The organism is Evansella sp. AB-P1, assembly GCF_029688925.1.
GTDB lineage: Bacteria > Bacillota > Bacilli > Bacillales > Salisediminibacteriaceae > Evansella.
The window spans coordinates 233,046-258,139 of sequence record NZ_JARUKY010000001.1 but is presented as its reverse complement, the minus strand read 5'-3'; the positions used below and the strand labels follow the sequence as shown (position 1 = coordinate 258,139).

Annotated in this window: 25 protein-coding genes; 6 read left to right on the top strand and 19 right to left on the bottom strand. The window is 35.1% G+C overall.

The genetic code is table 11. The features are described from left to right. Positions 1-82: 82 nt before the first annotated feature. Together QA612_RS01175 and QA612_RS01170 are read right to left on the bottom strand one after the other, a co-directional pair. Positions 83-1,342 (bottom strand): SulP family inorganic anion transporter, encoded by a 1,260-nt coding sequence (locus QA612_RS01175; RefSeq protein ID WP_278281898.1) that lies wholly within the window; start codon positions 1,340-1,342, stop codon positions 83-85. A 153-nt stretch (positions 1,343-1,495) separates the two neighbouring features. Continuing rightward, positions 1,496-1,642 carry a lmo0937 family membrane protein gene (locus tag QA612_RS01170; protein ID WP_347568851.1) on the bottom strand — a complete coding sequence of 49 codons (147 nt, stop codon included), beginning with the start codon at positions 1,640-1,642 and terminating at the stop codon, positions 1,496-1,498. Positions 1,643-1,915: 273 nt separating this feature from the next. Here QA612_RS01170 and QA612_RS01165 point away from each other — a divergent pair, with 273 nt between their 5' ends. Continuing rightward, entirely contained in the window at positions 1,916-2,479 is a 564-nt protein-coding gene (locus tag QA612_RS01165; RefSeq protein ID WP_278281897.1) for a VanZ family protein, read from the top strand. A 69-nt stretch (positions 2,480-2,548) separates the two neighbouring features. Next, positions 2,549-3,367, top strand: coding sequence for a GNAT family N-acetyltransferase (locus tag QA612_RS01160; protein WP_278281896.1), 819 nt, complete (start codon positions 2,549-2,551; stop codon positions 3,365-3,367). 61 nt (positions 3,368-3,428) lie between these two features. Here the strand turns inward: QA612_RS01160 and QA612_RS01155 are convergent, their stop codons facing one another. After that, positions 3,429-4,214, bottom strand: coding sequence for an SDR family oxidoreductase (locus QA612_RS01155; RefSeq protein WP_278281895.1), 786 nt, complete (start codon positions 4,212-4,214; stop codon positions 3,429-3,431). A gap of 154 nt (positions 4,215-4,368) precedes the next feature. Between QA612_RS01155 and QA612_RS01150 the strand changes: the two genes are divergently transcribed. After that, the gene (locus QA612_RS01150; RefSeq protein WP_278281894.1) at positions 4,369-5,523 is read left to right on the top strand and encodes a glycosyltransferase family 2 protein; all 1,155 of its coding nucleotides are present in this window, start codon (positions 4,369-4,371) and stop codon (positions 5,521-5,523) included. 73 nt (positions 5,524-5,596) lie between these two features. Here QA612_RS01150 and QA612_RS01145 read toward each other — a convergent pair whose 3' ends face one another. The 5 genes from QA612_RS01145 to QA612_RS01125 all read right to left on the bottom strand — a co-directional run bounded on the left by QA612_RS01145 (position 5,597) and on the right by QA612_RS01125 (position 7,776). Next, a complete protein-coding gene (locus QA612_RS01145; protein ID WP_278281893.1) occupies positions 5,597-6,019 on the bottom strand; it encodes an RDD family protein in 423 nt (140 codons plus the stop codon). 30 nt (positions 6,020-6,049) lie between these two features. Next, positions 6,050-6,181: a hypothetical protein gene (locus QA612_RS01140; RefSeq protein ID WP_278281892.1), complete on the bottom strand. Its 132-nt coding sequence runs from the start codon at positions 6,179-6,181 to the stop codon at positions 6,050-6,052. A 26-nt stretch (positions 6,182-6,207) separates the two neighbouring features. Next, a complete protein-coding gene (locus tag QA612_RS01135) occupies positions 6,208-6,366 on the bottom strand; it encodes a YrzI family small protein (RefSeq protein ID WP_278281891.1) in 159 nt (52 codons plus the stop codon). 20 nt (positions 6,367-6,386) lie between these two features. Further along, positions 6,387-7,250 carry a permease gene (locus QA612_RS01130; protein ID WP_278281890.1) on the bottom strand — a complete coding sequence of 288 codons (864 nt, stop codon included), beginning with the start codon at positions 7,248-7,250 and terminating at the stop codon, positions 6,387-6,389. 202 nt (positions 7,251-7,452) lie between these two features. Continuing rightward, the gene (locus tag QA612_RS01125) at positions 7,453-7,776 is read right to left on the bottom strand and encodes an ArsR/SmtB family transcription factor (RefSeq protein ID WP_278281889.1); all 324 of its coding nucleotides are present in this window, start codon (positions 7,774-7,776) and stop codon (positions 7,453-7,455) included. 179 nt (positions 7,777-7,955) lie between these two features. On the opposite strand from QA612_RS01125, the gene QA612_RS01120 reads away from it, so the two are divergent. After that, entirely contained in the window at positions 7,956-9,209 is a 1,254-nt protein-coding gene (locus QA612_RS01120; RefSeq protein WP_278281888.1) for an erythromycin esterase family protein, read from the top strand. Between the two features lie 1,165 nt (positions 9,210-10,374). Here the strand turns inward: QA612_RS01120 and QA612_RS01115 are convergent. The 10 genes from QA612_RS01115 to QA612_RS01070 form a co-directional block, all read right to left on the bottom strand. Next, a complete protein-coding gene (locus QA612_RS01115) occupies positions 10,375-11,208 on the bottom strand; it encodes a hypothetical protein (RefSeq protein ID WP_278281887.1) in 834 nt (277 codons plus the stop codon). Between the two features lie 189 nt (positions 11,209-11,397). Beyond that, entirely contained in the window at positions 11,398-12,543 is a 1,146-nt protein-coding gene (locus QA612_RS01110) for a hypothetical protein (protein ID WP_278281886.1), read from the bottom strand. Next, the gene (locus QA612_RS01105; protein ID WP_278281885.1) at positions 12,518-13,045 is read right to left on the bottom strand and encodes an RNA polymerase sigma factor; all 528 of its coding nucleotides are present in this window, start codon (positions 13,043-13,045) and stop codon (positions 12,518-12,520) included. Before QA612_RS01105 ends, QA612_RS01110 begins: the two co-directional genes overlap by 26 nt. 173 nt (positions 13,046-13,218) lie before the next feature. Next, the gene (locus QA612_RS01100; RefSeq protein ID WP_278281884.1) at positions 13,219-13,665 is read right to left on the bottom strand and encodes a GNAT family N-acetyltransferase; all 447 of its coding nucleotides are present in this window, start codon (positions 13,663-13,665) and stop codon (positions 13,219-13,221) included. A 100-nt stretch (positions 13,666-13,765) separates the two neighbouring features. Continuing rightward, complete coding sequence (locus QA612_RS01095; RefSeq protein WP_278281883.1) at positions 13,766-14,593, bottom strand: endonuclease/exonuclease/phosphatase family protein; 828 nt, start codon at positions 14,591-14,593, stop codon at positions 13,766-13,768. Positions 14,594-14,756: 163 nt separating this feature from the next. Beyond that, on the bottom strand, positions 14,757-15,485 hold the full coding sequence (pflA, locus tag QA612_RS01090; protein WP_278281882.1) for a pyruvate formate-lyase-activating protein: 729 nt from the start codon (positions 15,483-15,485) through the stop codon (positions 14,757-14,759). A gap of 190 nt (positions 15,486-15,675) precedes the next feature. Further along, positions 15,676-17,922: a formate C-acetyltransferase gene (pflB, locus tag QA612_RS01085; protein WP_278281881.1), complete on the bottom strand. Its 2,247-nt coding sequence runs from the start codon at positions 17,920-17,922 to the stop codon at positions 15,676-15,678. A 385-nt stretch (positions 17,923-18,307) separates the two neighbouring features. Then, the gene (locus QA612_RS01080; protein WP_278281880.1) at positions 18,308-19,153 is read right to left on the bottom strand and encodes a 2-oxoacid:ferredoxin oxidoreductase subunit beta; all 846 of its coding nucleotides are present in this window, start codon (positions 19,151-19,153) and stop codon (positions 18,308-18,310) included. After that, positions 19,141-20,895: a 2-oxoacid:acceptor oxidoreductase subunit alpha gene (locus tag QA612_RS01075; protein WP_278281879.1), complete on the bottom strand. Its 1,755-nt coding sequence runs from the start codon at positions 20,893-20,895 to the stop codon at positions 19,141-19,143. Before QA612_RS01075 ends, QA612_RS01080 begins: the two co-directional genes overlap by 13 nt. Positions 20,896-21,834: 939 nt before the next feature. Next, on the bottom strand, positions 21,835-22,590 hold the full coding sequence (locus QA612_RS01070) for a (S)-benzoin forming benzil reductase (protein ID WP_278281878.1): 756 nt from the start codon (positions 22,588-22,590) through the stop codon (positions 21,835-21,837). A gap of 250 nt (positions 22,591-22,840) precedes the next feature. Between QA612_RS01070 and ytvI the strand changes: the two genes are divergently transcribed. Both ytvI and QA612_RS01060 read left to right on the top strand, forming a co-directional pair. After that, the gene (gene ytvI, locus QA612_RS01065) at positions 22,841-23,995 is read left to right on the top strand and encodes a sporulation integral membrane protein YtvI (RefSeq protein ID WP_278281877.1); all 1,155 of its coding nucleotides are present in this window, start codon (positions 22,841-22,843) and stop codon (positions 23,993-23,995) included. A gap of 139 nt (positions 23,996-24,134) precedes the next feature. Then, the gene (locus tag QA612_RS01060) at positions 24,135-24,467 is read left to right on the top strand and encodes a DUF2325 domain-containing protein (RefSeq protein WP_278281876.1); all 333 of its coding nucleotides are present in this window, start codon (positions 24,135-24,137) and stop codon (positions 24,465-24,467) included. A 396-nt stretch (positions 24,468-24,863) separates the two neighbouring features. Here QA612_RS01060 and QA612_RS01055 read toward each other — a convergent pair whose 3' ends face one another. Continuing rightward, complete coding sequence (locus QA612_RS01055; protein WP_278281875.1) at positions 24,864-25,016, bottom strand: hypothetical protein; 153 nt, start codon at positions 25,014-25,016, stop codon at positions 24,864-24,866. Between the last annotated feature and the right edge of the window lie 78 nt (positions 25,017-25,094).

The window sequence follows — 25,094 nt, the reverse complement described above, 5'->3', positions numbered from 1 at the left end:
GAACGTTTTTTTACTATTGCGATTCCTTGCTCTTTACTTCTTCTCTCTTTTGGACTTGGAGACTTCCTTTTTTCTTTAATTTCTATCCATAACGTTTTTGATAAAGAATAACAAGTAACGAAAAGATAATCCCTATGGCAATACCCCATTCAACACTAATAATTAACGTAACTAAAAAGGTTAGCAAAAACGTAATTCCATCGACTCGTTTAGTATTCCATAGGTTCATAAATCCCTTTACATTAATAAGCCCATATACAGCAACAAGAATGATAGCTGATAGGACTGCTTTTGGTAAATAATAAAGAATAGAAGTAAAGAAAAGTAGCATGAGTATAATGAGTATTGCAGTGACAATGGATGCTAATCCTGATTTGGCTCCAGATTGGTGATTCACTGCTGAACGTGAAAAACCACCGGTTATAGGATAACCAGAAAAGAAGCTTGCTGTAACATTTGCTAACCCTAAGCCATTCAACTCTCGATTTGCATGAAGACTGTATCCTTCTTTGTCAGCTATCACCTTTCCGATTGCATAGGATTCAATAAACCCGATAATAGTAATCGTAATAGCAGCAGGAATTAATTCTATTAGTAATTCTAAGGTAACTTTAGGAAATGAAAATAGTGGAAGTCCACTTGGTATAGTACCTACAATATTTATTCCAAGAGTATCTAACTGGTAAAACCATATGACTACAATGGATAATACAACAACCACTAATGGACCCGGTATTTTGGGTATTTTTACTTTTATTAGAATAAGAAACAAAATTGCTAGTACCCCAATAAAAAATGTCATGTAGTTAATTTCATCCAATCGCTTGCCTATTTCTCCACTTATTAAGAACACATTCCCAGAAGCTTCTAATGGGATACCAAGTAAATACTTTAACTGACTAAATCCAATAATTATGGCAGCTGCTGATGTAAATCCACTAATGACCCCGTGTGAAATATATTTCGTAACAGACCCTAGTTTTAATACTCCTAAAAGGATTTGCAAAACACCAACCATGAGTGTAAGAAGTAGAACATATGCTATGTACTCCTGTGTCCCTGGTTCAGCTAAACCTGATATACCTGTATATACAAGAAGAGATACAATTGCAACAGGACCTACTGATAAATGACGAGAGCTTCCATAAAGAGCATAAATAATAAGAGGAAAAGTAGATGCATATAAGCCAAAGACAGGAGGTAACCCTGCTAACATGGCATATGCCATTCCTTGTGGTATTAACATTATTGCAACAATAGTACCAGCATATAAATCTCCCTTTAAATTTCTTTCTACACTATATTTCCCCATCCAATCTAAAAAAGGAAAAAGATACTTCATACCGAACAACCACCTTCAAAGACACAAAATTGTCAGGGACATGGTCCCTGACAATTTTGTGTCTTTCTTTATGTCCATAGAATTACATTGTTGGTATGAAGAAACTCATTTATACATTGAGGTATTCTTAACCCGAATCATTTCGTATTTTGGCTAAACTTTTCGTTGTAAAAAACGGAATATCAAAACTGCTAGTGCAATAACTAAAATTAGGTGTATAAGATATCCAGCTATATTAAGGATTACTCCAGCTAACCAAATCGCAACAAGAATAGCTATAACCGCCCATATGATTGACATTATAATTATCCTCCAATCTATATTTTTCTATTTTTATCGTCACCTATTTAAATATTCCCAAACCTAAATGCCATAAAACAGTTAAGAATCTTAATCCATACCCTTTCACACTCTCACATATAGTAGGTTTTGCTATACATTTTTTTATAAATAAACAAAACTATTCTTACTCCTTATTCGTCTACTAAAGGGAAAGAATTTGTTCCTATTTAGTTTCCTTTCCAAAGCATTATAAAAGTGAAAGAAACAGAAAAATCTAAAGGAGTACCAACTATGTACATCATTGACCTATCTTTGATTGGATTTTACTTATTAGTTATTTATATTATTGTAGATTTCATTAGAAAACGTACTGAAAATTTAGGAAAGCGTATTGTTTTGTATACATTTATATTTTATGTAGCTAACGTTTTACAGCTCACCACTGGTGGCATTGCAATACCACAATCAATTATAGATAACGTTGTGCGTATCCAACCGATCCCTTTTTATTTCGTATTGGATCTACTAAATCATTATGAAAGAAGTGGGTTAGACTGGCACTTTTGGAATGCATTGCAGCATTCCTTTCATAATTTCATTATGCTACTTCCCTTAGGAATATACTTACCTGTGTTATTCCAAACAAAGTCTCTTAAAAAGGTCACTATCATTATTTTCCTTTCGTCCTTAACTATAGAAACATATCAGTTAATATTGAGCTATTTAAATGTATTGTGGATAGGAAGAACATTCAACGTAGATGATCTTATATTAAATACAGCAGGAGGGGTCGTAGGATTACTTATTTATTTAGCAGGTGAAAAGGCATTAAAAAGAATTGAAGTCCACAATTGAACTACCTCCTCCCTCATTCCATGAGATGCTCTTATTAATAACCATAAACAATGTGAAAGGAGAGTAGTAATGACATCATCGAATGTAATTACAATAGAATTTGCAAAGGAATTAGAACAAAGTGAAATACAGATGGTCTCATCAAGACTCCAATCCATAAAAAATATCCAAAACAACCATCTGGATGTAGAAATCGCAACATTTGGCTCCGCAACGGCTTTTTCAGTAAAAGGCATCCCTGGACCATCCTTTAACACCGTAAAAGGGTTAGATCATTCAAATATAGATGACATTGATGAAATCTTGAGATTTTACAATGAGAAAAAAATTCCATGTCGTTTTGAAATAACACCAGCCCATTCAACACCTGAACTACTAAAGACATTAACGAGTTATGGATACTATCAATCAGATTTTCACACAACACTTTACGGGTACGTTGATGAAAAACTATATACTCCGCCTGAAAAAAACATTTCTATACGACTACTCAAAGAGGAAGAATTTGACCTTTTTACAGAAATATATGCAAAAAGCTTCCAATTACCACCGTTTATTAAGCCAGGAGTGGAACAAAACAATCAAGTCCTTCACGACCACCCTGACTGGAGGTTTTATATTGCAACATATGATGGAGAACCTGCAGCCATTGGAGCTTCTCACGTCAAAAACAATATCTGTACTTTAGCCGCATCAGCAACATTACCTCATTTACGAAATAAAGGCCTTCACACAGCATTGATACAAAAACGAATACAACACGCCATATTAAATTCTTGTAGTTATCTTGTCGGACAAACTCGTTTTGGTAGTATTAGTCAAAACAATATGGAACGAAACGGAATGACAATAGCCTATACGAAAGGAATTTGGACGTCTATTAAATGAAAAAGAACTGAATAATCATAAAAAAATCAGGCGGAATTCCTCCACCTGATTTTTCATATATTTAATATGCTTTTGACAATCCACCATCTACTACAAACATTTGTCCCGTAATATAAGTATTAAGCCCAGACCCTAAAAAAAGAATTGCATTTGCAAATTCATTAGGAGTTCCGTAGCGTCCTAGTGGAATTTTATCAGCAGATCGAAGGCGCACTTCCTCTTCTGAAATATTCTCTATCTCCGCAGCCTTTTTATCTAATGATTGCACTCTTTCTGTATCAATTCTACCTGGCCCTACCGTATTAATTAAAATTCCATGTTCAGCAAATTCCTTCGATAATGTTTTAGCAAGACCCGTAATACCCATTCGATACACATTGGAAAGTAGCAACCCTTCTACTGGTTCCTTCATAGAAATTGAAGTAATATTAACTATTTTCCCCTTAGAAACTTTTAAATATGGTAAAGCATAACGAATTGCTCTTACCGTACTCATCAGGTTAAGGTTATAGGCATAGTCCCAATCTTCCTCCGATAAATCCTCAAACTTCCCTGGAGGAGGACCACCTGCATTATTCACTAGGACATCCAGTCCACCAAAACGCTGTGCCGTTTCATCTACAAGCTTTTTTATATCATCAGGGCGTGTAACATCACACGGAAGCCATGCGATTGACCCTTCAGCAAATTCATTAATCTCTGCTGCTGTCTGTTTCAGTGTTTCAACAGATCTACTACTGATCATCACATTTGCTCCAGTTCTAGCATATGCTTCAGCAGTTGCTCTTCCAAGCCCTTTACTTGATGCTAACACTAATACATTTTTTCCCCTTAATCCAAAATCCATGACCCCACCCCTTCTCTATAATGTACTTTATACATTCGTCTTTCTCCTATGAAAACCCTTTAATTTTAAATACATTCATACTTCATGCTAAAATATATAGGAATTCAATCTGCTACAAAGCACCCTAAATTTTTCATAATGTTAGGAGATTATCATGTATACCATTCTGTCAGCCGTTATTTTTATTGGTGCTCTCATCATTTCACTACAATGGTTTTTTGGAATACAAAAATTAGCAACCTTAAAAGATGAACCTACCGTTGATGAAAAAAAGGGAGGTATCTCTGTATCCGTCATTGTTGCTGCAAAAAATGAAGAGCAAGATATTAGAAAATCAATTGAATCACTCCTACAACAATCCTATCAACCATTAGAGATTATCGTTGTGAATGATCGTTCCACTGATAGAACAAAGGAAATTCTTGAAGGACTACTAGTTAAGAGCATGGATCATTCTAGCCTCTATCCACCCTTTAAGCTCATTACCATTTCTGAACTCCCTGAAGGTTGGTTAGGAAAAAATCACGCATTGTATGTAGGGGCTCAGCACGCTACTGGTGATTGGCTTCTTTTTGCTGACGGGGACGTCTTTTTTTCAAAAAATGCAATAAGCAAAGCTATACACTATGTAAAAAGAAAAAAGCTAGACCACCTAACACTCATGCCAGAAAACATTAAAGGAACATGGTCCTATCGTTCCTTTCACAGCTATTGGAGTGTTATTGGCATATGGAATTTCATTCAGCTCGGACATGCTGGTGTCGGTGCCTTTAACCTGATGAAACGTACCGTTTATGATGCAATTGGAACACACAAAGCTCTTCCATTAGCACCAGACGATGACTTGAAGCTTGGGAAGAAGGTTGTTCAACATGGATTTAAGCAGCAGCTAGGCTTTGGAAATGGCCTTATTCGTATTCAGTGGTATGAGAATGTGAAGGAAGTGATTCAAGGGTTACAAAAAAACCTTTACGCCTTTATGAGATATAATTTTCTCGTCTCCATCTTCTTTTCGTTGGTTATAGTTCTCGTTCATATCGTTCCGTTTATTGGCGTCTTTTTCAGCAATCCTATAGCTAAAGGCTTTCATGTAGCAACCCTTCTCTTATATAGTGGTATATATTTTTATAACAGTCGATATGTAAATGAATCACCTTGGTTCGTCATCACCATTCCATTTAATGGTGCAATCTTTATTTACTGTATTTTACGTTCCATGTTGAAAGCAATGATTAAAGGAAATGTAGAATGGCGAGGAACACACTATTCCCTCAAAACATTAAAAGATGGAGCTAGGAAGAAAAATTAACTATAAAAAAAGAAGCAGTCCTTAAAATGATACTTTTGAGACTGCTTCTTCTCATTGTCACTATTTTAGCTAATTACAGTTTTTCTGGAGGATCGTGAGTCACATAAGTACTAGCAATGAAATCGTGAATAGCCCGTTTATCCTCCCTAATTCCTATCATAAAGGCACTGACAATAATACCAATACCTAATGTTAAACCATATACAATAGCTGCTACAACATTTCGTAGAAGCATTGTCCCAATTCCTACCTTTTCCCCATCCACTCTAGCAATACGAATCCCTACTATTCGTTTTCCAATGGTGTAACCATACCAAATGACAGGTAAAATTAAGTAGTATAGTGGACTAATAAGTTCAACAAAAGTAAAGGTTTCATTAAAAACTTGACCGTACAGTGTCAGCCATAAAAAAATCAATACGAAAGTCATAATCACGCCATCGAGGATGTTCGCCAAAAGTCTAATCCAAAAACCAGCTGGATTATTCGTTTCCACAAGATCATTCCTCCTATAAATCAATACAGATTACTTACTGGGTTTAGAGGTAGAACAGCATGGTAATTTTGGTTCAACCTCTTTAATTTCAACTTTACAGCAAGACGAGCTTTCTATAGACTTCTCTTTTTTTATTACCCTATTAAACAATCGTTTAATCATATTTTTTCCTCCTCGCATTATATGATTTACATTAATCGACTATACTGAGCTTGTTTGACCTGCATCTTTATTTTTTGATCGCGACTAAAGCTTCTTCGCCGTTCCAATTCTATCTCTTCTTCCGTGAATGTTCGTTTCGTAATATTAATAGATAGGAAAAATAAATTAAACACCACTGAAATCACCTCCGTTTTCCCCTAAATATTTATAAAATATAAAATATGAAGCCAGATATTGTTGACATGGAGACTACTGCAAATACAAAGGCTATAATTAACTCCTTTTGAAAAATTGATTTTAGTAGAACTAATTCAGGTAAGCTTGCACCAGCTGAACTAATCATCATTGCCATAGCAGGTCCAATAGCCATACCATTGACGATGAGCACTTGGGAAATAGGAATCATACTGGACAATCGAATATAAAGAGGAATGCCTACTACAGCTGCAACTGGTATAAGCCACCAAGTCTCCCCACCAAAATGTGTGCTAATGAATTCTGCTGGAACAAGGCCATGTATGATAGCACCAATGGCTGCACCAATAATTAAATAAGGATACACAGATTTCATCAATGTCCACGTTTCCATCCAAGCACCTTTCCAAGAAAACGTCTTCTTATTTTTTTCAAAACCAGTCATCACTACATTCTTCACAGCTCTTTCAAAACCAAACTTTTCCAATAAGAGGCCAATTATTACTGATAAAACAGCAGTAATTAACGTATATAAAATCGTAATCTTCCACCCCATAATGACAGTCATGATTGTTAAAATTGTTGGGTCTAATACTGGGGAGGCAAATAAGAAAACCATGACAATGCCGAACCTCACATTATTTTTTAGAAGGTTCACTACTACCGGAATAGTAGAACAAGAACAAAAAGGTGTAATGAAAGCAAATAGTAATGCAATAAAGCTTGCAAAAATAGGATTGGATTCTTTTAATTTTTTTTCTAGCTTATCGTAAGGAATAAAAGATTGAAGAAAGCTCAAAAGAAATGAAATTCCAATAAATAAAATTGTCAGTTTAACAGCAATTGAAATAAAGCTTTGAAACGTTTCAACCATGATCCTTCCTCCTTAAATCAAGAAAATTTGATATAAAAACCTCGCAGTTATACATCAAGAAGACTTGATGTTTCAATTGTAAAAAAGCATTAATTTTTTATTTATCAAAAAATATTGATATATGATCCATAAAAAAACAAAGCTCATTTAAATCAAATAAATTTGATTTAATATTTATAATTTCTCATCACTCCCTTTATCATTATTTTGCTGGACGAAACAAGCAACAGAGCTCTTCAGACAATAAATGGTCAATGACTTTATTATTGATTTCGTAATAATTCCAGGTTCCCTTCTTTTCCTTCAATATAATATCAGCCTCTAATAAAATTTTTAAATGATATGACAACTTAGACTGAGGTAAATCTAACATTTCCGATAAATCACATACACAAGTAGAGCCGTTTTTACAGAGAATAGACAGTAAATGTAACCTTTTTTGATCAGCTAGGGCTTTAAATCTTTTTTCATAAAACTGAAAATTTGGATTATCTGTATTTACCATTAATGGAATAGAAAGTTTCATTCTTTTAATACTCCTTTTAAATCAAATTTATTTGATGTAAGTTCATCATACTACCAACATTTTCTAAAAGCAAGATATAAATCAAATTATTTTGATTTATTCCCCAAAAATTTGCTTATTCGAATTATTCTATCATGAAGTTATATTTTAGGTTCATACTATAGTGGAGGTGATATCACTTGTTAAAAACAAATAAATTAGTAAACGACATTAGTGAATTTGCAGTTTCTTTTACTTATACATCAGAGCTTAAGCCATTAATTCAAAAAGCAAGGAACGCTAAGTTTGCCTTGCTAGGTGAAGCAACACATGGAACTAGTGAATTTTATACTTATCGAGCTGACCTGACAAAACAGCTTATTAAGGAACACAGCTTCTCTTTCATAGCTGTTGAAGGAGATTGGCCCGCTTGTTATGAGGTAAATCGCTACGTTAAAGGATTGACACCAGAGTATTCCAGTGCTGAGGATGTTTTGAAAAAGTCATTTCAACGATGGCCAAGCTGGATGTGGGCTAACAATGAAATGGTTGACCTTGTGGAGTGGTTATATGAATACAATCACACAAATCCAAATGAAATGGTTGGCTTTTATGGCCTTGATGTATACAGCTTATGGGAATCGATGGAGGCAATCGTTGACTATTTGAAAAAAACGAAATCACCTCATATAAATAAAGCATTACAAGCAATCGAATGCTTCGAACCATACAAACGAAATCCAGAAATGTATGGCATTTCTGCAGCCTTTTACGGAGAGGATTGTATGAATGAAATAATGGAACTCCTCCTCTCCTTACAAGAAAATAAAACAATCAGCAGTGATGATCCAGAATCAGTACTCAATATGAAAGTAAATGGAATCGTTACAAGGAATGCTGAACATTACTATCATACGATGGTAACAAATGATAATGAATCATGGAACATTCGGGATCGACATATGATTGATGCTCTTCAGTACATCAGTGAATTCTATGGAGCAACCGCTAAAGGCATCGTATGGGAGCACAATACACATATTGGTGATGCGAGAGCTACAGATATGGCTAATGAGGGTATGGTAAATGTAGGTCAATTAGCACGGGAGAATTATGGGAAAGAAAATGTATATGCTATTGGCTTGGGAACATATGAAGGAACTGTTATCGCTGCGGATAAATGGGGAGATAAGCCCAAAATTTTGACTGTTCCAGCAGGTTCCTCCGGGAGCTTTGAAGAGAGCTTTCACTATACAGGTAAAGGTAATCAATATATTATGTTTACAGAAGATAATAAACATCTATTTCAGAATAATATTGGTCACCGTGCTATCGGGGTTGTCTATAACCCATCATACGATCAATATGGAAATTACGTACCCACCCGCCCTTCTGAAAGATACGATGCTTTTATTCATATTGACAAAACGAAAGCTCTAACACCATTAATTTAAGCATGTATATTCAGTTCAGACTCCACTACTTAAATACCTTTTTCTTGTTAAAGGCTACTACTAAAAATGTGGTGGCAGTTTTTATGATCAATGCGGAGTCTTCACCTGTTACTTTTCCCGGTCAAACCTCCGCCTTCCACTACTGAACCAATACTTATTTTCGGGGTATACCTACCTTTCTATATGGTTTATTCTTACCTAGTTCAATTGTACCTGCTTCGTTTTACCCTGGTTCAATCTCACTCTTACTCCATCATGCTCGCGGATTGAACCGGATACTTTTGTACCTGCTTCAACTGTACCTGCTTCAATTTACCCTAGTTCAATCTCACTCTTACTCCATCATGCTCGCGGATTGAACCAGATACTTTTGTACCTGCTTCAACTGTACCTGCTTCGTTTTACCCTGGTTCAATCTCACTCTTACTCCATCATGCTCGCGGATTGAACCGGATACTTTTGTACCTGCTTCAACTGTACCTGCTTCAATTTACCCTAGTTCAATCTCACTCTTACTCCATCATGCTCGCGGATTGAATCGGATACTTTTGTACCTGCTTCATTTCGCCCTGGTTCTCCTTCATTCTCTGTCACACTCTGTTATTGGAATCTGTTAGAACCTTCTATTCTTCCTTGCAAGCAAAACTTGCACCATGTGGGGATGAAAATGTTCATCAAGTTGGTTCATCCGTTTCTGGCAGTGCTTTCACCATAGGCATAAGTGCGACTTCTGTTCATACTTCACAGTGTCTGGGGCACGGCCTTAACTTCTTAGACTTACTCAGTAAATGCTAGGGGACTTTCGGTTCGTGCTGATTCCGTAAGAGTCGCTGCCTTCCACTACTGAACCGCTTCTATTTTCAGGATAGACCCCAATGCAAGAAAAACTTGCACCATCAGGTATGAAAATAGTTATTTTTGTCGATACTTCATTTTGCTTTTATACCGCATATTTTCAGGGTAGACTCCAATACAAGTGTAACTTGTACGGGGGAAGAAAATTACTTATAGGGTGGTTCATCCGTTGCTGTCGACAGCTTTCCGTGGGGCACGGCCTCAACTCCCAAGCACTTACTCGGTAAGTGCTTGGGGATTTTCGGACACGTGCTGATCCCACTGGAGTCGTCACCCTCCACTCCTGAACCGTATCTATTTTCAGGGTAGCCTATTTATTAATAGAGGAGTACACATATTTACCTACCCATATGCTTAATATCTTCGTTACAAAAGAAATAGGATAAAATATTACTCCATTTGAAATAGTAATGACCTTCTTATTTATTAAGTAGCCTTCAAATGCTATTAATGAAAAACACGTTAGTATGGATACATACCATTTTTTTATTATTATGCTTCCAATAAAAAAGATGGAGCATAAAGCCCCGTATAATGTAGCAAAAGCAACATGACTTCGGTATAAGTTCTTAAACACACGAATATTAAATAGACATGTTTTCAGTAGTGCGACATGATAAAAATTTAATGTTGTGTAGGAAACGAAAATAGCTAAAAAAACTGTAAATATTTCGATGAATCTGTTCTTTTTCTCTATAAGCAGTTTACCAAATTGCTTCCCTAAAAAATAAAAAAATGGAACTCCAATAGTAGTAAAGTATGTTTTCCACCAGTGTAACCTAAAAATTTTATTTTTCAAAAATAGCTTTTCAATTAAGGTCAATAAAATAGCAAACAGAAGAAACCACCGATATTTCAATTGAAAGATAGTTAGGAATAGTCCTGTCGTTGGTACAACAAATAATTGTGATACATTGGATCCAAAAACATTATCAAAGTATTTAGTTTTTAACATTTTGGGTTTATAGGTATATGCACGACCAATTATCAGAACCCAGAATTCAAAGATATAATTTAGTCCTGTTAAAGCAAGGAATAAGGGGAGAATGTAACGCTTCTTCTCACTTGGCCCCTTCCAAAGGGTGAAAAAGAATAACAGTAGTGACAAGAAGTTTAAACTTAAATAAAGCGTTCTATTTTTCATATATATCCACCATTTTATCCGTTCATTTTTATTACAGTGAGAAACATCACTTTCCACTATGTCTTGTTATAGATTTCCCTTTATGAAAGCTTTCATTCTAGGACAAAAAAAATGCAACAAAAGGTATAACTTTGACAAGTTATTCCTTTTGTTGCCTCTACAATTACTGATAAGTATCACTTACATACATTATCTATTCTGTTTTAAATCACTTATTATTTGTTCGATTTTCATAATGATTTCATTATCTGTGTATTGATTGTTTCTATCATAAAACACTATGGAGAAATCATATTCATCATTAAATACACCTGTTGCCGCAATGACTCTATCTGTAAGTTCCCCATATTCATCCACTGCTGAAGTAACTCCTTCAAATATTCGATAACCATCACCATCGATGAGGGTATTTCTTTTTGTTGCTACTGAAACTTGATCAACATTATTAACTAAATACACCACAACTAATTGTTCCGGATCCCCAACTTTCTCTTCTCGATAATGGAACTCTATACCAGAACCTGAAACAAAGGTACCTGCATATATCTTAGAATCGAACTCAAGTACAGGCTGGATACACGGAATTGGATGTGAAGCAGAATCATCAAAGTAAAACTCATAGCTTCTATTATTTATCCAAGCAGTACACTGTTCTTGGATTTGTTTATCCTTTATCGTCTTCTTTCTATTCTCTTCCTCTACCATAGAATGAATTTTTTCAAAAATATCGGGATGCTTACCTTCTATTTTAAACTCCATTCGATCATTACTTTCATCTTTTGTAGCCATTAATATGTTTCCTGATTTTGAGATAATAAAATCAGTATACAATCTCTCATAACCTTCATAAGTCATAAAACCTATCACTACACTATTCTCAGATACTAAACTGCTATCCTCTTCAGAATCATCTGACTCTCCCTTTACTATCGGTAACGAATGTAACATTTGTACAACTTCTAATGAGTTGTCTTTAGTAATGGGGTAAAACCTTCCCTCATGTACTAACTTGCCAATTTCAATTTCGTTGTAGCTATTTAAATTACTGACGTCCTCAACAAGGGTATTATCAGTATCCACCATCGTTACTTCTTCATTATCCCCATCATTCATGCTAGTTTCAAGTTCTATAAATGCTGGTACAAATAAAATCATGATGATAATGGCAGCGGCTGATATAGATAAATAATATTTATATGGAAATTGTCTTTTTTCTGGCGCATTCTTAATTCGTTCCATCGTTAAGCTCTTCTGTTTATCCGTTCTAGTCGGTTCACGAAGCTTTGCAAAGTTTTCATCTAAAATAGGATCATTGGATTCTTTCCGTTTTGTCATTGTAATCACCCTCCTTTCGATCTTTTTGCAATTCTACCTTCAAAGCTTCCAAAGCTCTCATCGTCGTGGACTTCACTTTACTTTCTGACCAACTTAGGGCTTGAGCCGTCTCTTTCACGGAAAATTCTTCAATCTTCCGTAATATAAGAACTTCTTGGTACGTTATCTTCAGCTTCTTTATTCCCTCATATAGTTCATGGACTGCTTCACCCTTTTCCACAATTTCCTCTGGTGTTTTATTGTCAATGACAGGATGAGATGATTTTAGAGGTAAAAAACGAATCCGCTTCTTTTTTTTCCAATGATCATAAACAACATGCCTTGCTATAGAAATAACCCATGTATAATAGCTAGAATCTCCACGAAACTGATGGATCGTCCCCTTCACCTTCAAAAAAGTATCATGGGTAAGGTCTTCAGCTATTTCCCCATTTCCTACCATTAATAAAATATATTGATGAACCCGATCACTATAGGTAATATATAATTCCTCCCACGTCATTCCAACACCTCACTTTCTATATCAATAGTCGAACGAAATAAATTTCCGTTGCGTTTTATGTAAAAAATTTTGATCTTTTTATAAAAAGACGATGCATTAAAAAATGGAGTCCATTTGGAACTCCATTTTTCACACTTCTTTTAATGATTGTATTAGTTTTACATTCATCTGCCTTATTGCTTTATATAAAGCATATCTAAATGTGGGATTCCGTCCTCTAAATATACGTCTGTTATTGGTTTAAAGCCAAATGAACCATAAAAATTTCTCAAATAATCCTGTGCTTGAATTTTTATGGACCTCTCCTTTAATTCATCATGAATAAAGGCTATTGCCCTCTCTAATAGGTCTCTACCAAGCCCTTCCTTCCGATATTCCATTTTAACAATGACTCTACCAAAAGAAGCTTCCTCGTAATAATCTCCACCTTTAAAAATTCGGGAGTAGGCAATAATCTCTCCGTCCCTTTCGTGGAATAGATGAAATGCAAATTCATCCTTATTATCTAATTCAGGGTAAGGGCAGTCCTGCTCTACAATAAAAACATTTACCCTTTCTTTCATTATTGTATATAGCTCCCTTTTCGAAAGCTCTTCAAACGTCTTTATTTTCCAGCTCATATACTGATCTCCTTTTACAATGAATTATGTTTGATTCTACACAGAAAAAGGTTCCATTGTAAAATGGTTTACTCAACATTCTTTCTTTTAAAATAAATGATTAATTATCTTCTAAAAGTTGAAATGTTCCAACTAATGGATAGTGATCCGATACTTTACTTTCGTACACTTGAATATCATATCTTTCCAAGCCTTCACTGTGAAAAATATAATCGATCTGCCAATTATGCTTGTAAAAGGTTGTTATTTCCATTCCTTCATTACTCTTTATTAACAACTCGTTCCACAGATTGTATTCCTTTTGGGAAGGAGTTGAATTTAGATCACCGGTTACTAAAACAGGATACTTTATGGTTAGTAGTTTTTCGTGTATTTTTTCAATAGCTAACTGCCGTTCCCCATTGTTTAATCCTAAATGTGTGTTTACAACGTATATAAAGGATTCTTCTGAAAGCTGAATTTTAGAAAAAATGGCTGATCGATCCTCCACTTTGTTATTAAAAGGTATGGTAGTTGATTCTGAAATAGGAAATCTTGAAAGGATAACATTCCCATAATACAAGCCTGGATAGGCTAAGGATGGATAAAAATACGCTTCCATTTCTAATGCTTTGGCTATTGTAGTCACTTGATCATTAAAGCTAGATCGCAAGCTATTCCTTTCCACTTCTTGTAGACTAATTATATCTGCATCAAGCATTTTCAATTTATTTATTGTTCTATCAATATCCACTACTCCATCCTGCCCTCGTCCAAATTGGATATTGTATGTTGCAACTGTAAATGTATTTTCTGTTCCCAGTTCAAATTTTTCATTTCCTGTCGTGTTGGCAAAAACAAATTCTCTTTTATGTTCATGATGATATAAATAAATGATTATTCCTAATAGAAAACATATACGAATACATACCATGAGGTTTTTTGACATTTGTCCAACAACTCCTCAGAAAAGTGTATATATTTCATTTTACAAGAATAATCAGAAAAATTAGTATGTAATAATTTCCATATTAAATCAAGCTTTCATATGTTCAGGAATCGCCACAAAAAAATAACAGGTGACATTTTTATTGTCATCCTGTTAATGAATGTTATTTAATTTCAAGTAATTCCTTTGCTCTTTGTACTTCCTCTTCAGAAGGACTATTTACACCTTCTAGTGGATAGTCTAAGCCAAGTTCTTTCCATTTGTAAACACCCATTTTATGGTATGGAAGTAGTTCTACTTTTTCCACATTCTTTAATGTTTTTATGAAAGTCGATAAGTCTCGTAAATCTTTCTCATCATCTGTTACACCAGGTACTAAAACGTGTCGAACCCATACTGGTACATTTTGATCAGAAAGTAACTTTGCAAATTCAAAAATGTGCTTATTTGAAACACCTGTTAAACTACGGTGTTTAGCTTCATTCATTTGTTTTAAGTCAATTAACACTAAATCCGTTAATTTCAATAACTTTTTCAGATTCTCCTGAAAAACTGGATTTGTTGAATAGCAACCACCAGAGCTATCAATGGTTGTATGAATGCCTAACTTCTTACATTCTTGAAATAACTCAATAAGAAATTCTAGTTGAAGCAATGGTTCACCGCCACTGACAGTAACCCCACCTTTTGAATGCTTCATATAAGGCGTGTATTTTTTTATATCTTCTATTAATGATTCAACTGTAACAACTTCCCCACCACTTTTATCCCAAGTGTCAGGATTATGACAATATTGACAACGTAATAAGCACCCTTGTGTAAAGATAACGTAACGGATTCCCGGTCCGTCCACCATCCCTGACGTTTCTACTGAGTGGATTCTTCCTTCCATCACTTTAACCCCCTATGACTAGCATTATCTTGGTTGAAAAAAGAAATACAATTTTAATTTCCAATCAAAGTTCAATTCAGCATTAAACCTCAAATCCAAACTAAAATTTATATTTTCTAATTATATTTCAATTCATTAGAAAAGGGAGCTTGAGCCCCCTTTTCATGACCTTAAAAATACTTAATCTTTATTACATGCTTTCGTGGAAAGTACGGTTAATAACATCAATCTGTTGCTCACGAGTAAGCTTTATGAAGTTAACTGCATATCCAGAAACACGAATTGTTAATTGTGGGTACTCCTCAGGACGTTCCATTGCATCTAATAACGTTTCGCGATCAAATACGTTAATGTTTAAGTGATGTCCTTTTTTCTCCATGTATCCGTCTAGAATTGCAGATAAGTTACCCTTTTGGTCTTCTTTTTCTCTTCCTAGCGCTTTTGGTACGATAGAGAATGTGTTCGAGATACCATCTAAAGAGCAGTTATATGGCATTTTTGCCACAGAGTTTAAGGATGCTAATGCACCTTTTTTGTCACGACCGTGTAATGGGTTTGCACCTGGTGAGAACGGCTCTCCGTCTTTACGCCCATCTGGAGTGTTACCTGTTTTCTTACCATACACAACATTAGAAGTGATTGTTAAGATAGACATAGTTGTTTCTGCATTACGGTAAGTGTGATGCTTCTTCAACATATTGTAGAACTTAACAACTAACTCTTTTGCAATGTCATCTACTCTGTCATCATCGTTACCGTATTGAGGGTACTCCCCTTCAATTTCATAATCTACAGCTAAACCATCTTCGTCACGGATAACTTTAACATTTGTATGCTTGATGGCACTTAATGAATCTGCTACTACAGAAAGTCCTGCGATTCCAGTTGCCATCGTACGACGAATTTCTTTGTCGTGTAACGCCATTTCAATTCTTTCGTAGCTATATTTATCATGCATAAAGTGAATAATGTTTAACGTGTTAATATAAAGCTCAGCTAACCATTCTAGAACGATATCATAGTTTTTCACAACTTCATCATAATCAAGGTACTCTGATGTAATTGGTTCAACTCCTGGTGCTACTTTCTTCTTCGCCTTTTCATCTACACCACCATTGATTGCGTAAAGTAATGCTTTACCAAGGTTGGCACGTGCTCCGAAGAATTGCATCTGCTTACCAATTGCCATTGCAGATACACAGCAAGCAATACCGTAGTCATCACCATATTCTGGACGCATAATGTCATCGTTTTCGTATTGAATAGAGCTTGTTTCGATAGACATTCTAGAGCAATAGTTTTTGAATGCTTCCGGTAAAGCAGTAGACCAAAGTACAGTTAAGTTAGGCTCTGGAGCTGGGCCAAGATTGTTTAACGTGTGTAAAAAGCGGTACGAGTTTTTCGTTACTAATGGACGTCCGTCTTCTCCAACTCCTCCAATTGATTCTGTTACCCAAGTTGGGTCACCACTGAATAGTTCATTATAATCAGGAGTACGAGCAAATTTCACTAAACGTAATTTCATGATGAAATGATCGACAATTTCTTGTACTTCTTCTTCTGTAATTGTTCCGTTTGCCAGATCTCTCTCAATGTAGATGTCTAAGAATGTTGATACACGGCCTAAGCTCATTGCAGCACCGTTTTGTTCTTTAATTGCTGCAAGGTATCCAAGGTATAACCATTGGAATGCTTCGATGGTGTTTGTTGCTGGCTGAGAAATATCAAATCCGTATATAGTTCCTAATTCCTTTAATTCTTGTAGTGCGCGATATTGTTCAGAAATTTCTTCACGTAAGCGAATTTTATCTTCAGTCATTGCCCCTGTTAAGGTAGAAAATTCTTCTTTTTTACTTTCCATTAATTTATCTACACCGTAAAGTGCTACTCGACGATAGTCACCAATAATACGACCGCGTCCATATGCATCTGGTAAACCAGTGATAATTCCTACTTTACGAGCAAGAAGCATTTCAGGAGTATATGCATCAAACACACCTTGGTTATGTGTCTTTCGATAGTCAGTAAAAATCTTTTCAACATCTTTGTCTAGTTCATAACCGTAAGATTCCAGGGCACCCTTTGCCATGCGAATACCACCGTATGGTTGCATAGAACGCTTAAATGGTACATCTGTTTGAACTCCAACAACTTTTTCTTTTTCCTTGTTCAGGTAGCCTGCACCATGTGAAGTAATTGTTGATACAATCTTTGTATCTAAATCGTAAACTCCACCTCTTTCTCTTTCTTCTTTCGTAAGTTCCATTACTTGCTTCCAAAGATCTTTTGTTGCTTCCGTTGCATCAGAAAGAAAGCTTTCATCACCATCATATAGACGATAGTTCGCTTGAATAAATTCACGAACATTCACTTCATTCTGCCATTTGTCCCCGACGAAACCTTCCCAAGCATGTTTAACATTTTTTGTTGCTTCCATTTTAACCCCTCCATTTGTAATATCTTTTTCACCATATATATGTTTAATACCATGTAATCCTTGTTAACTAACGTATAATTATTATCTCAAAAAACTACGCTTATTAATATTACTATTTCATGATGTTTTTTTGACGATTTCTTGAACCACTATTTAAGGATTATGGTTTATTGTGAAATCATTCACATTTTGTATCTATACTTAGTATAAAATACAAAATATACGATAACAACATTAATTTGTGACACTTCTATGAATTGTGATACAGAGTTCATTTTTCAGTAAAACAGTTTATTCAATTAAAGCGTTTTTTATAGAAACACAAAAAGACCCCACTCATATCAAGGTGAGTAGGGTCATTTCTGTTATAATATACTTTCATCTGTTACTGAAACTGTTTCTCCATTTTATGAAACAGGTCCTCGTCCATCTCTCCATTTGTGCAAGATTGTGTGTCGAATTCAATACCTAATTTACCTTGGAAATCTGGTCGTTTCTCTTCATATAATACACCTGTAACTAATCCACTTAGCTCACGTACCTTAGCCAATGCTTCATCACGATCTTCAAATGGCTTTTCAATTTTGGTTAAACGTTCTTTATAAAAATCGTACGTATTCACCTTATTGAAAGTAACACATGGGCTATAAATATTTACATGACTAAACCCTTTATGTTCGATAGCTCTTTCAATGATATCTACCATTTGTTTAATATCTCCAGCAAAAGCTTGAGCAACAAATGTTGCACCGTTGGCTAAGGATGTTGAAACAGGGTCAACAGGGTATTCCTTATTTCCTTCTTTTGTTGTTTTCGTTACAAAACCATGTTCACTTCGTGGAGACGTTTGTCCCTTTGTTAACCCGTAAATATTATTGTCCATAACAATATAGGACATATCTATATTTCTTCGAGATGCATGTACGAAGTGTCCTAACCCAATTCCATAGCCATCACCATCTCCACCTGAGGCAATAACCTTTAGATCGGGATTCCCCATTTTCACTCCTTGAGCGACAGGGACAGACCTTCCATGAATTGTATGAAATCCATTCGTCCTCACATATTCTGATACTTTCCCTGAACAGCCAATACCAGAAATAATTGCAAACTCATGTGGTTCATATCCTAATTGAACGACAGCTTTTTGAATACCAGCCATAATACTAAAATGTCCACATCCAGGACACCATGACGGCGTATCACCTCTTAAGTCCTTTAGCGTTGCCATGAAATCAACTCCTTCACTTGTTTTGCAATGGTACTAACCGTAAATGGATCTCCGTCATACTGCGTGATTGCCTCTGAATTGTTGTGAATAGGTGCATGCTGTCTTAATAACTGTAATAATTGACCATTATAATTATTTTCAACAGTGACAACGCGTTTCCCATCTATAAGTGGTTGCAATTTATCTATCGGTAACGGATAAAGCTGTTGAATGTGTATATGGGAAGCGTTAATAACACCTTCTTCATTCAACTGCTTAATTGTTTCTTGTATCATTCCATACGTAGAACCCATTCCAACTAAAACAATTTCTGATTCTCCACCATTGTCATCATATTTAAATGGTTCTTGAATCATGGCATCTCGTACTTTCTCTAAACGTTTTCTCATCATATTTATACGATTTGTTTGATCCTCCGAGATATATCCGCTTTCGTCGTGCTCGTTGGAACTAGTTGTATGAACAGCATGAGGCATTCCTGGTAACGGTCTTGGAGAAATTCCATCCTCGGTTAAACGGTACCGCTTGAAATGAGTTTCGTTAAAATCTTTTGCCTCCTCATCTGTTATAAGCTTTCCTCGATCAATCTTTACTCGTTTAGAATCAAAGGTAGGAACAGTCATTTTGTTCATTGACAACCCTAAATCTAAACCAACAATAACCGGACACTGGTATTGATCTGCCAAGTTAAAGGCTTCCGCAGCTATATAGAAAGCATCCTCAATTGTTGCTGCATAAAGAACAATTCGAGGGATTTCCCCATGTGTACCATAAATCATTTGCTGTAAGTCACTTTGCTCGTGCTTAGTAGGTAAACCGGTAGATGGCCCACCACGCTGTGAGTTAACAATCACAATTGGAACCTCACTCATCCCGGCCATTCCCAATGCTTCCGTTTTAAGACTTAATCCTGGACCCGACGTAGATGTCATAGCACGTGTACCACTGTAACTCGCACCAATGGCAAAACAAATACCGGCGATTTCATCTTCCACTTGCATGACAGTACCTCCAACCTTTGGAAGCTCATCAGATAACCACTCCATTACTTCACTTGCCGGTGTAATAGGGTATGCACTAAGATAGCGACAACCTGCCATCAAACTTCCAAATGCCGTTGCTTCATTACCAGAAATAAACAACTGATTTGATACAGGAACTACACTTAAAGGCTTAATTTGGTTTGGAACATGTTCCTTTGTGAGTTCTACTCCTTTTAGTACAGCTTGCTTATTGGAATTGATTACTTCCTCACCTTTTTTACCGAAAATTTCTTCTATGAATCCATTTAAAATTTCAACAGGTAATTCAACTAAACCTGCACTAATACCTAAGGCAATCATATTTTTGGCAAGAGGATTTCCTAGATCTGTTGCGATTTTCTTTAAAGGAAGGGTAAAGGTGGTATAAGATACACCCGTTGAAGCTTGACCAGCTTCTACAAGAATCTCTTTCCCTTCTTGGATCACAACAGCCCCCTGGTTAAGAGATTGTTCATTTTTTGGAAGCGTTTCCTTATCTAAACACAATAAAATATCAATACCATCACCTGAATAATAGTTCTGCTTTTCAGTAGCCTTGATCTTGTAATTTGTATGTCCACCTTTAATCCTGGACATAAACTGTTTATAGGTGGAAACAGAATAACCGTAACGTACTAACGTTTTTGCAAACAATTCACCAGTAGAATCAACACCTTCACCTTGCTGACCACCTACCATCCATTCAACTGACTCTCTCATAGTAAACCTCCTTTAATAATTTATAGTTTCATTATTTTATAGTTACTAGCTTTTAATGAATTAATAAGGCCATAAATTCTTTTAATTCATGAACACACCTCCTCAAAAAAATAGAGACACTTCTAGTATACAAAATATTTTCTGTATTGTCAGAAAAATTATAATATTTTGTTTATTATATTGATATTGTTTCTCCCTATAAAAAATGCTCCATTTATATACTTTTGGTTTGTAAGTTTCTCTTGGTGTGTTGCGGGTAAATAACTTTTTGCAGGACTGAGGTACATTACTGTTATCTTTCGGTAATGAGTTTTTTTTACTTTGAGTGATTTGATCGTAGGTGTGTGTATCTGTAGAGTTAAAACGTTGTTATGTTTGCTTTTATGAGTATGTGAAGAACGAATGAAGTAGTGTAGCAATTGTTGTTTTCTAACTATTGAATTATTTTATACGAGTTTTTTATTCTATTTTGCAATTCTAACTTTAGATAAAGGTTACAATATGACGAAAAAAAACACAAATATTTCTATGTTTTTTTCTTTTTCTATTTTCTTTCAAACTACATTAATTATAGTTATGAAAAACTCTTACATTTGTTTTTAAAGATAATGTAAGAGTTTTATAATTACTATTTTTATATTTTATTCCGTTCATTTCGAAATTATTCTCTGCACTAATGGAATAAAAAGTGTTTCCCTTTTTTCCTCTAATTGTTTCATTTTTTATAAGTGCGTGTTCAAAAAGGAGAATAAAAATAGCCGAGTCGGCTAAAGTCGCAACGTCCTGTTGCAACGCCGACACTAGCACGTCCTGTGCGTCGAAAGATCAAGGCGGGGTAGCTTTGAGTACCGCAGCGTATGCTTTTAATTCGTGAGGAACGGAAAAGCAAGCCAACGCAGAGATTCGACAGATATTTTCCCCGGACTTTTTGAACATCCTCTATAAATACTCTTTTACTGATGTTACTTTTCCTGTAGGGAAATCAACTACTTCTAATAGCTCTACGATCACTTTCGCTACTGTACTTGGGGCAAGTAATTTTCCTTCCTCTTTATAGTCAATGAACTTGTCTACTTGTGCAAAATCTTCTTTTTTTGTTGAACGTATTTCTTTTTGCATTCCTGTATCAACAATACCTGGTGCGAATGAAGTTATTTTGACGGGATGGGATTTTTCGTTTTCTTCAATTCCAACTGTTTGACTAAATAAATCGACACCTGCTTTCGAGGCACCGTAGCACCCCCAACCAAAAATTGGACTTTTTCCTGCTCCAGATGAAATATTTATTACTCTTTTTTCTATAGGGAGGTCTGTCGTTTTTTTAATAAACTCTGATACGAGTATCATTGGTGCTATTAGATTAACATTGATATTTTTTGTGATTTCTTCTGAATTACATTTTTCAATTGGCTTCATTGGCTGTAAAATACCAGCATTGTTTATAAAGTGAATACTTTGAGCAATTTTTACATCAACATAAGAGAAAATTGTATCCATTAAGCTTGGAAGGGATTCCACATTATTTAAATCGTACTGTATATTATCAATTTTAGTTCCTTTTTCCTTTGCTTCCTTTAGCATTTGTTCATTTTTTGTCCTTGCAACAGTAATAAGATGATAATTAGGCTTTAATAGTGCTTCAACAGCGGCTTCCCCTAGACCTTTTGATGCGCCAGTTATAATAATATAGTTCATCACAAACCTCCTATAATTTCTCTGTTTTCTCTCCATACTATACCAATTTAAAACGCTATTAACAAAAAATTCTTCCTGTCAATTCGTTTAATTTTCTCATATGGAATTTTCTGCTATGATAAAGAGGAGCATCGTCTATAATAGTAAAAAGTAATAAGTTATTACACTTTTCTACTCGTAGTATGACTAAATTATTAACAAATACTTAATACATAACTGAGTTAAATGAACATATTTGAGGAGGACAGTCATGACAAAATCCCACGGATGGATTATCGCAAGATTTCTAGCTTTAGTAATATTAACTTTTGGTGCTATATGGTTTGTTGGCTGGCTCTTCACAATTTCTTATCCTTTTTGGATTGCAAGTATTTTAGTTTGGATGTTCTTACCTTTAATTCGTATTATGCGTAGTAAGGTTAAGTTTCCAAATGGACTTGCTGTCCTTGTAGCCTTACTTATTGGATTAGGAACCCTTATCGCTTTCTTTACTGGAATTGTTTTCCTCATTATCTTTGGTGTAAGGAGCATTTCAGACAATGTACCAACATGGATTGAGACAGGGTCTATTCAAGTACAAGAATTTTTCAATCAACGAATATTACCTTTGTGGCATAATTTCACTGGATTTATGGATTCGTTAACACCTGAGCAACAACAGACACTACAAGAAGGTATTACACAATTAGGTGGCCAGCTAGCAACCATGTTTGGAGAAATGGGACAAAAAGTAGCAGATGCCTTAACTAATTTAATTATGTCTATTCCAACCTTCCTAATTGCTTTTTTCTTTATATTCCTAGCTTTTTATTTTATAGGAAAGGAATGGGACGGAATTACTAAAAAAGTATTAGACACATTTCCAGCTATCTTCTTAAAAAAAGGTAGAGAGTTCCGTCACATATTCCGTTTTCGCGTTCTTGGGTTTTTACGAGCCCAAATTATTTTAATGGGAATTGCATCTATAATTGTATTAGTAGGACTTTCCATACTTCGAATAGAGCATGCATTAACGATTGCTTTGATTGTAGGAATAGCTGAAATACTACCTTATTTAGGATCTGGGACAATTCTAATTCCATGGTTTGTTTACTTGTTTATAACAGGTGATATTAGCTTAGGGATTGGTATAGCAATCGTGTACGGTGTAACTGTTGGTGTTCGTCAGACAATAGAGCCTAAGGTTCTATCTTCTAGCATGAATCTTAACGCTTTATCAGTCTTAATTTCTCTATTTATTGGTCTTCAACTTTTCGGTATCTTTGGGTTATTTATTGGTCCCTTTGTCCTTGTTATTTTAGTTATTCTAAAGGACATTGGTGTGATAAAGGAACTTATAAAGTTTGTTCATTATGGTTTTAAAGAGGAAAAGGTTGAAACATCAAGTAACAAAAAGAAAAAATAGCTTCTAGTATTTTAATAAATTTAAACGATTTCCTCAGTGAGTATTGCTGTGGGAATCTTTTTTTTGTATACTTATGGTGAATGTGGTTGATAACGATTATCATTTTCAATAAATGTTATTGCGATAGGAGAGATATATTGTGGCATCATTATTAGTTATTGGTGGAGATAAATTAGGAGCAATACCAAGCCACTTAAAGGATGTTGGCTTTCATGAAATCATTCACATTGACGGTCGTAAAGTTCAAATGGTTAAGCGGGAAATCCCTGATAATATCGACCTTATACTTGTTTTAACTGATTTCATTAATCATAACTTAGCAAAGAAAATTAAAGATAAGGCCAATAAGAAGGATGTTCCAATATGCTTTTCTAGACGTTCCTGGTGTGCGATCTACCAATCACTTACTACTAATGAAATTGCATGTGACCAATGCCCCTTCTTAAAAGTGAACCCTTCTAATAATCATTGATTAGTTTACGACACTTCCTAAACAATTGGAGTCATGTGTGTGAATATTGTGGTGGTTTTGGTGTGTAGGTGTGATGCTCATAGATGATGGAATTAGACTCAATAGACAACTAATTTCGGCTCTTAGAAAAACAACTTGGCTTCATACTATCTCCAATAGTGGAAACCAATCGGCTCATAGAAATCAAAATTCAGCTCATAGGAAGGAAATATTTGGTTCATATACGGACAAAATTCTGCTCAAAGTCGAGAATAGATGGCTAGTACACGAATTACAACAAAAAACATGCCGTTTCTCGAAACCCAGCATGCTAAAGGATTTTCCATCAATTGTGAAAATTCTTAAAACTCTAATATTCATTCGTAGTAATGTTACTTCATAACTAATATATGGTGTTTAATTTATTTCTTTATCTTCGTCATATCCTCTCATCATCTCTTCTTCTTCTACTGCAATTCTGTATTCTTGAATAAATGTGTAGACAATGCGTAACTCCCCATCTGTTAACTGATCTATAAGCTGAAGGACCTCTTCTTTTGTTACCGTCATTGATGATTCCCCCTCTTTGTTATATACGATCCTTATTTATGGTGTACCCACTATCCGCAATGAATAACCTCTGTTTAC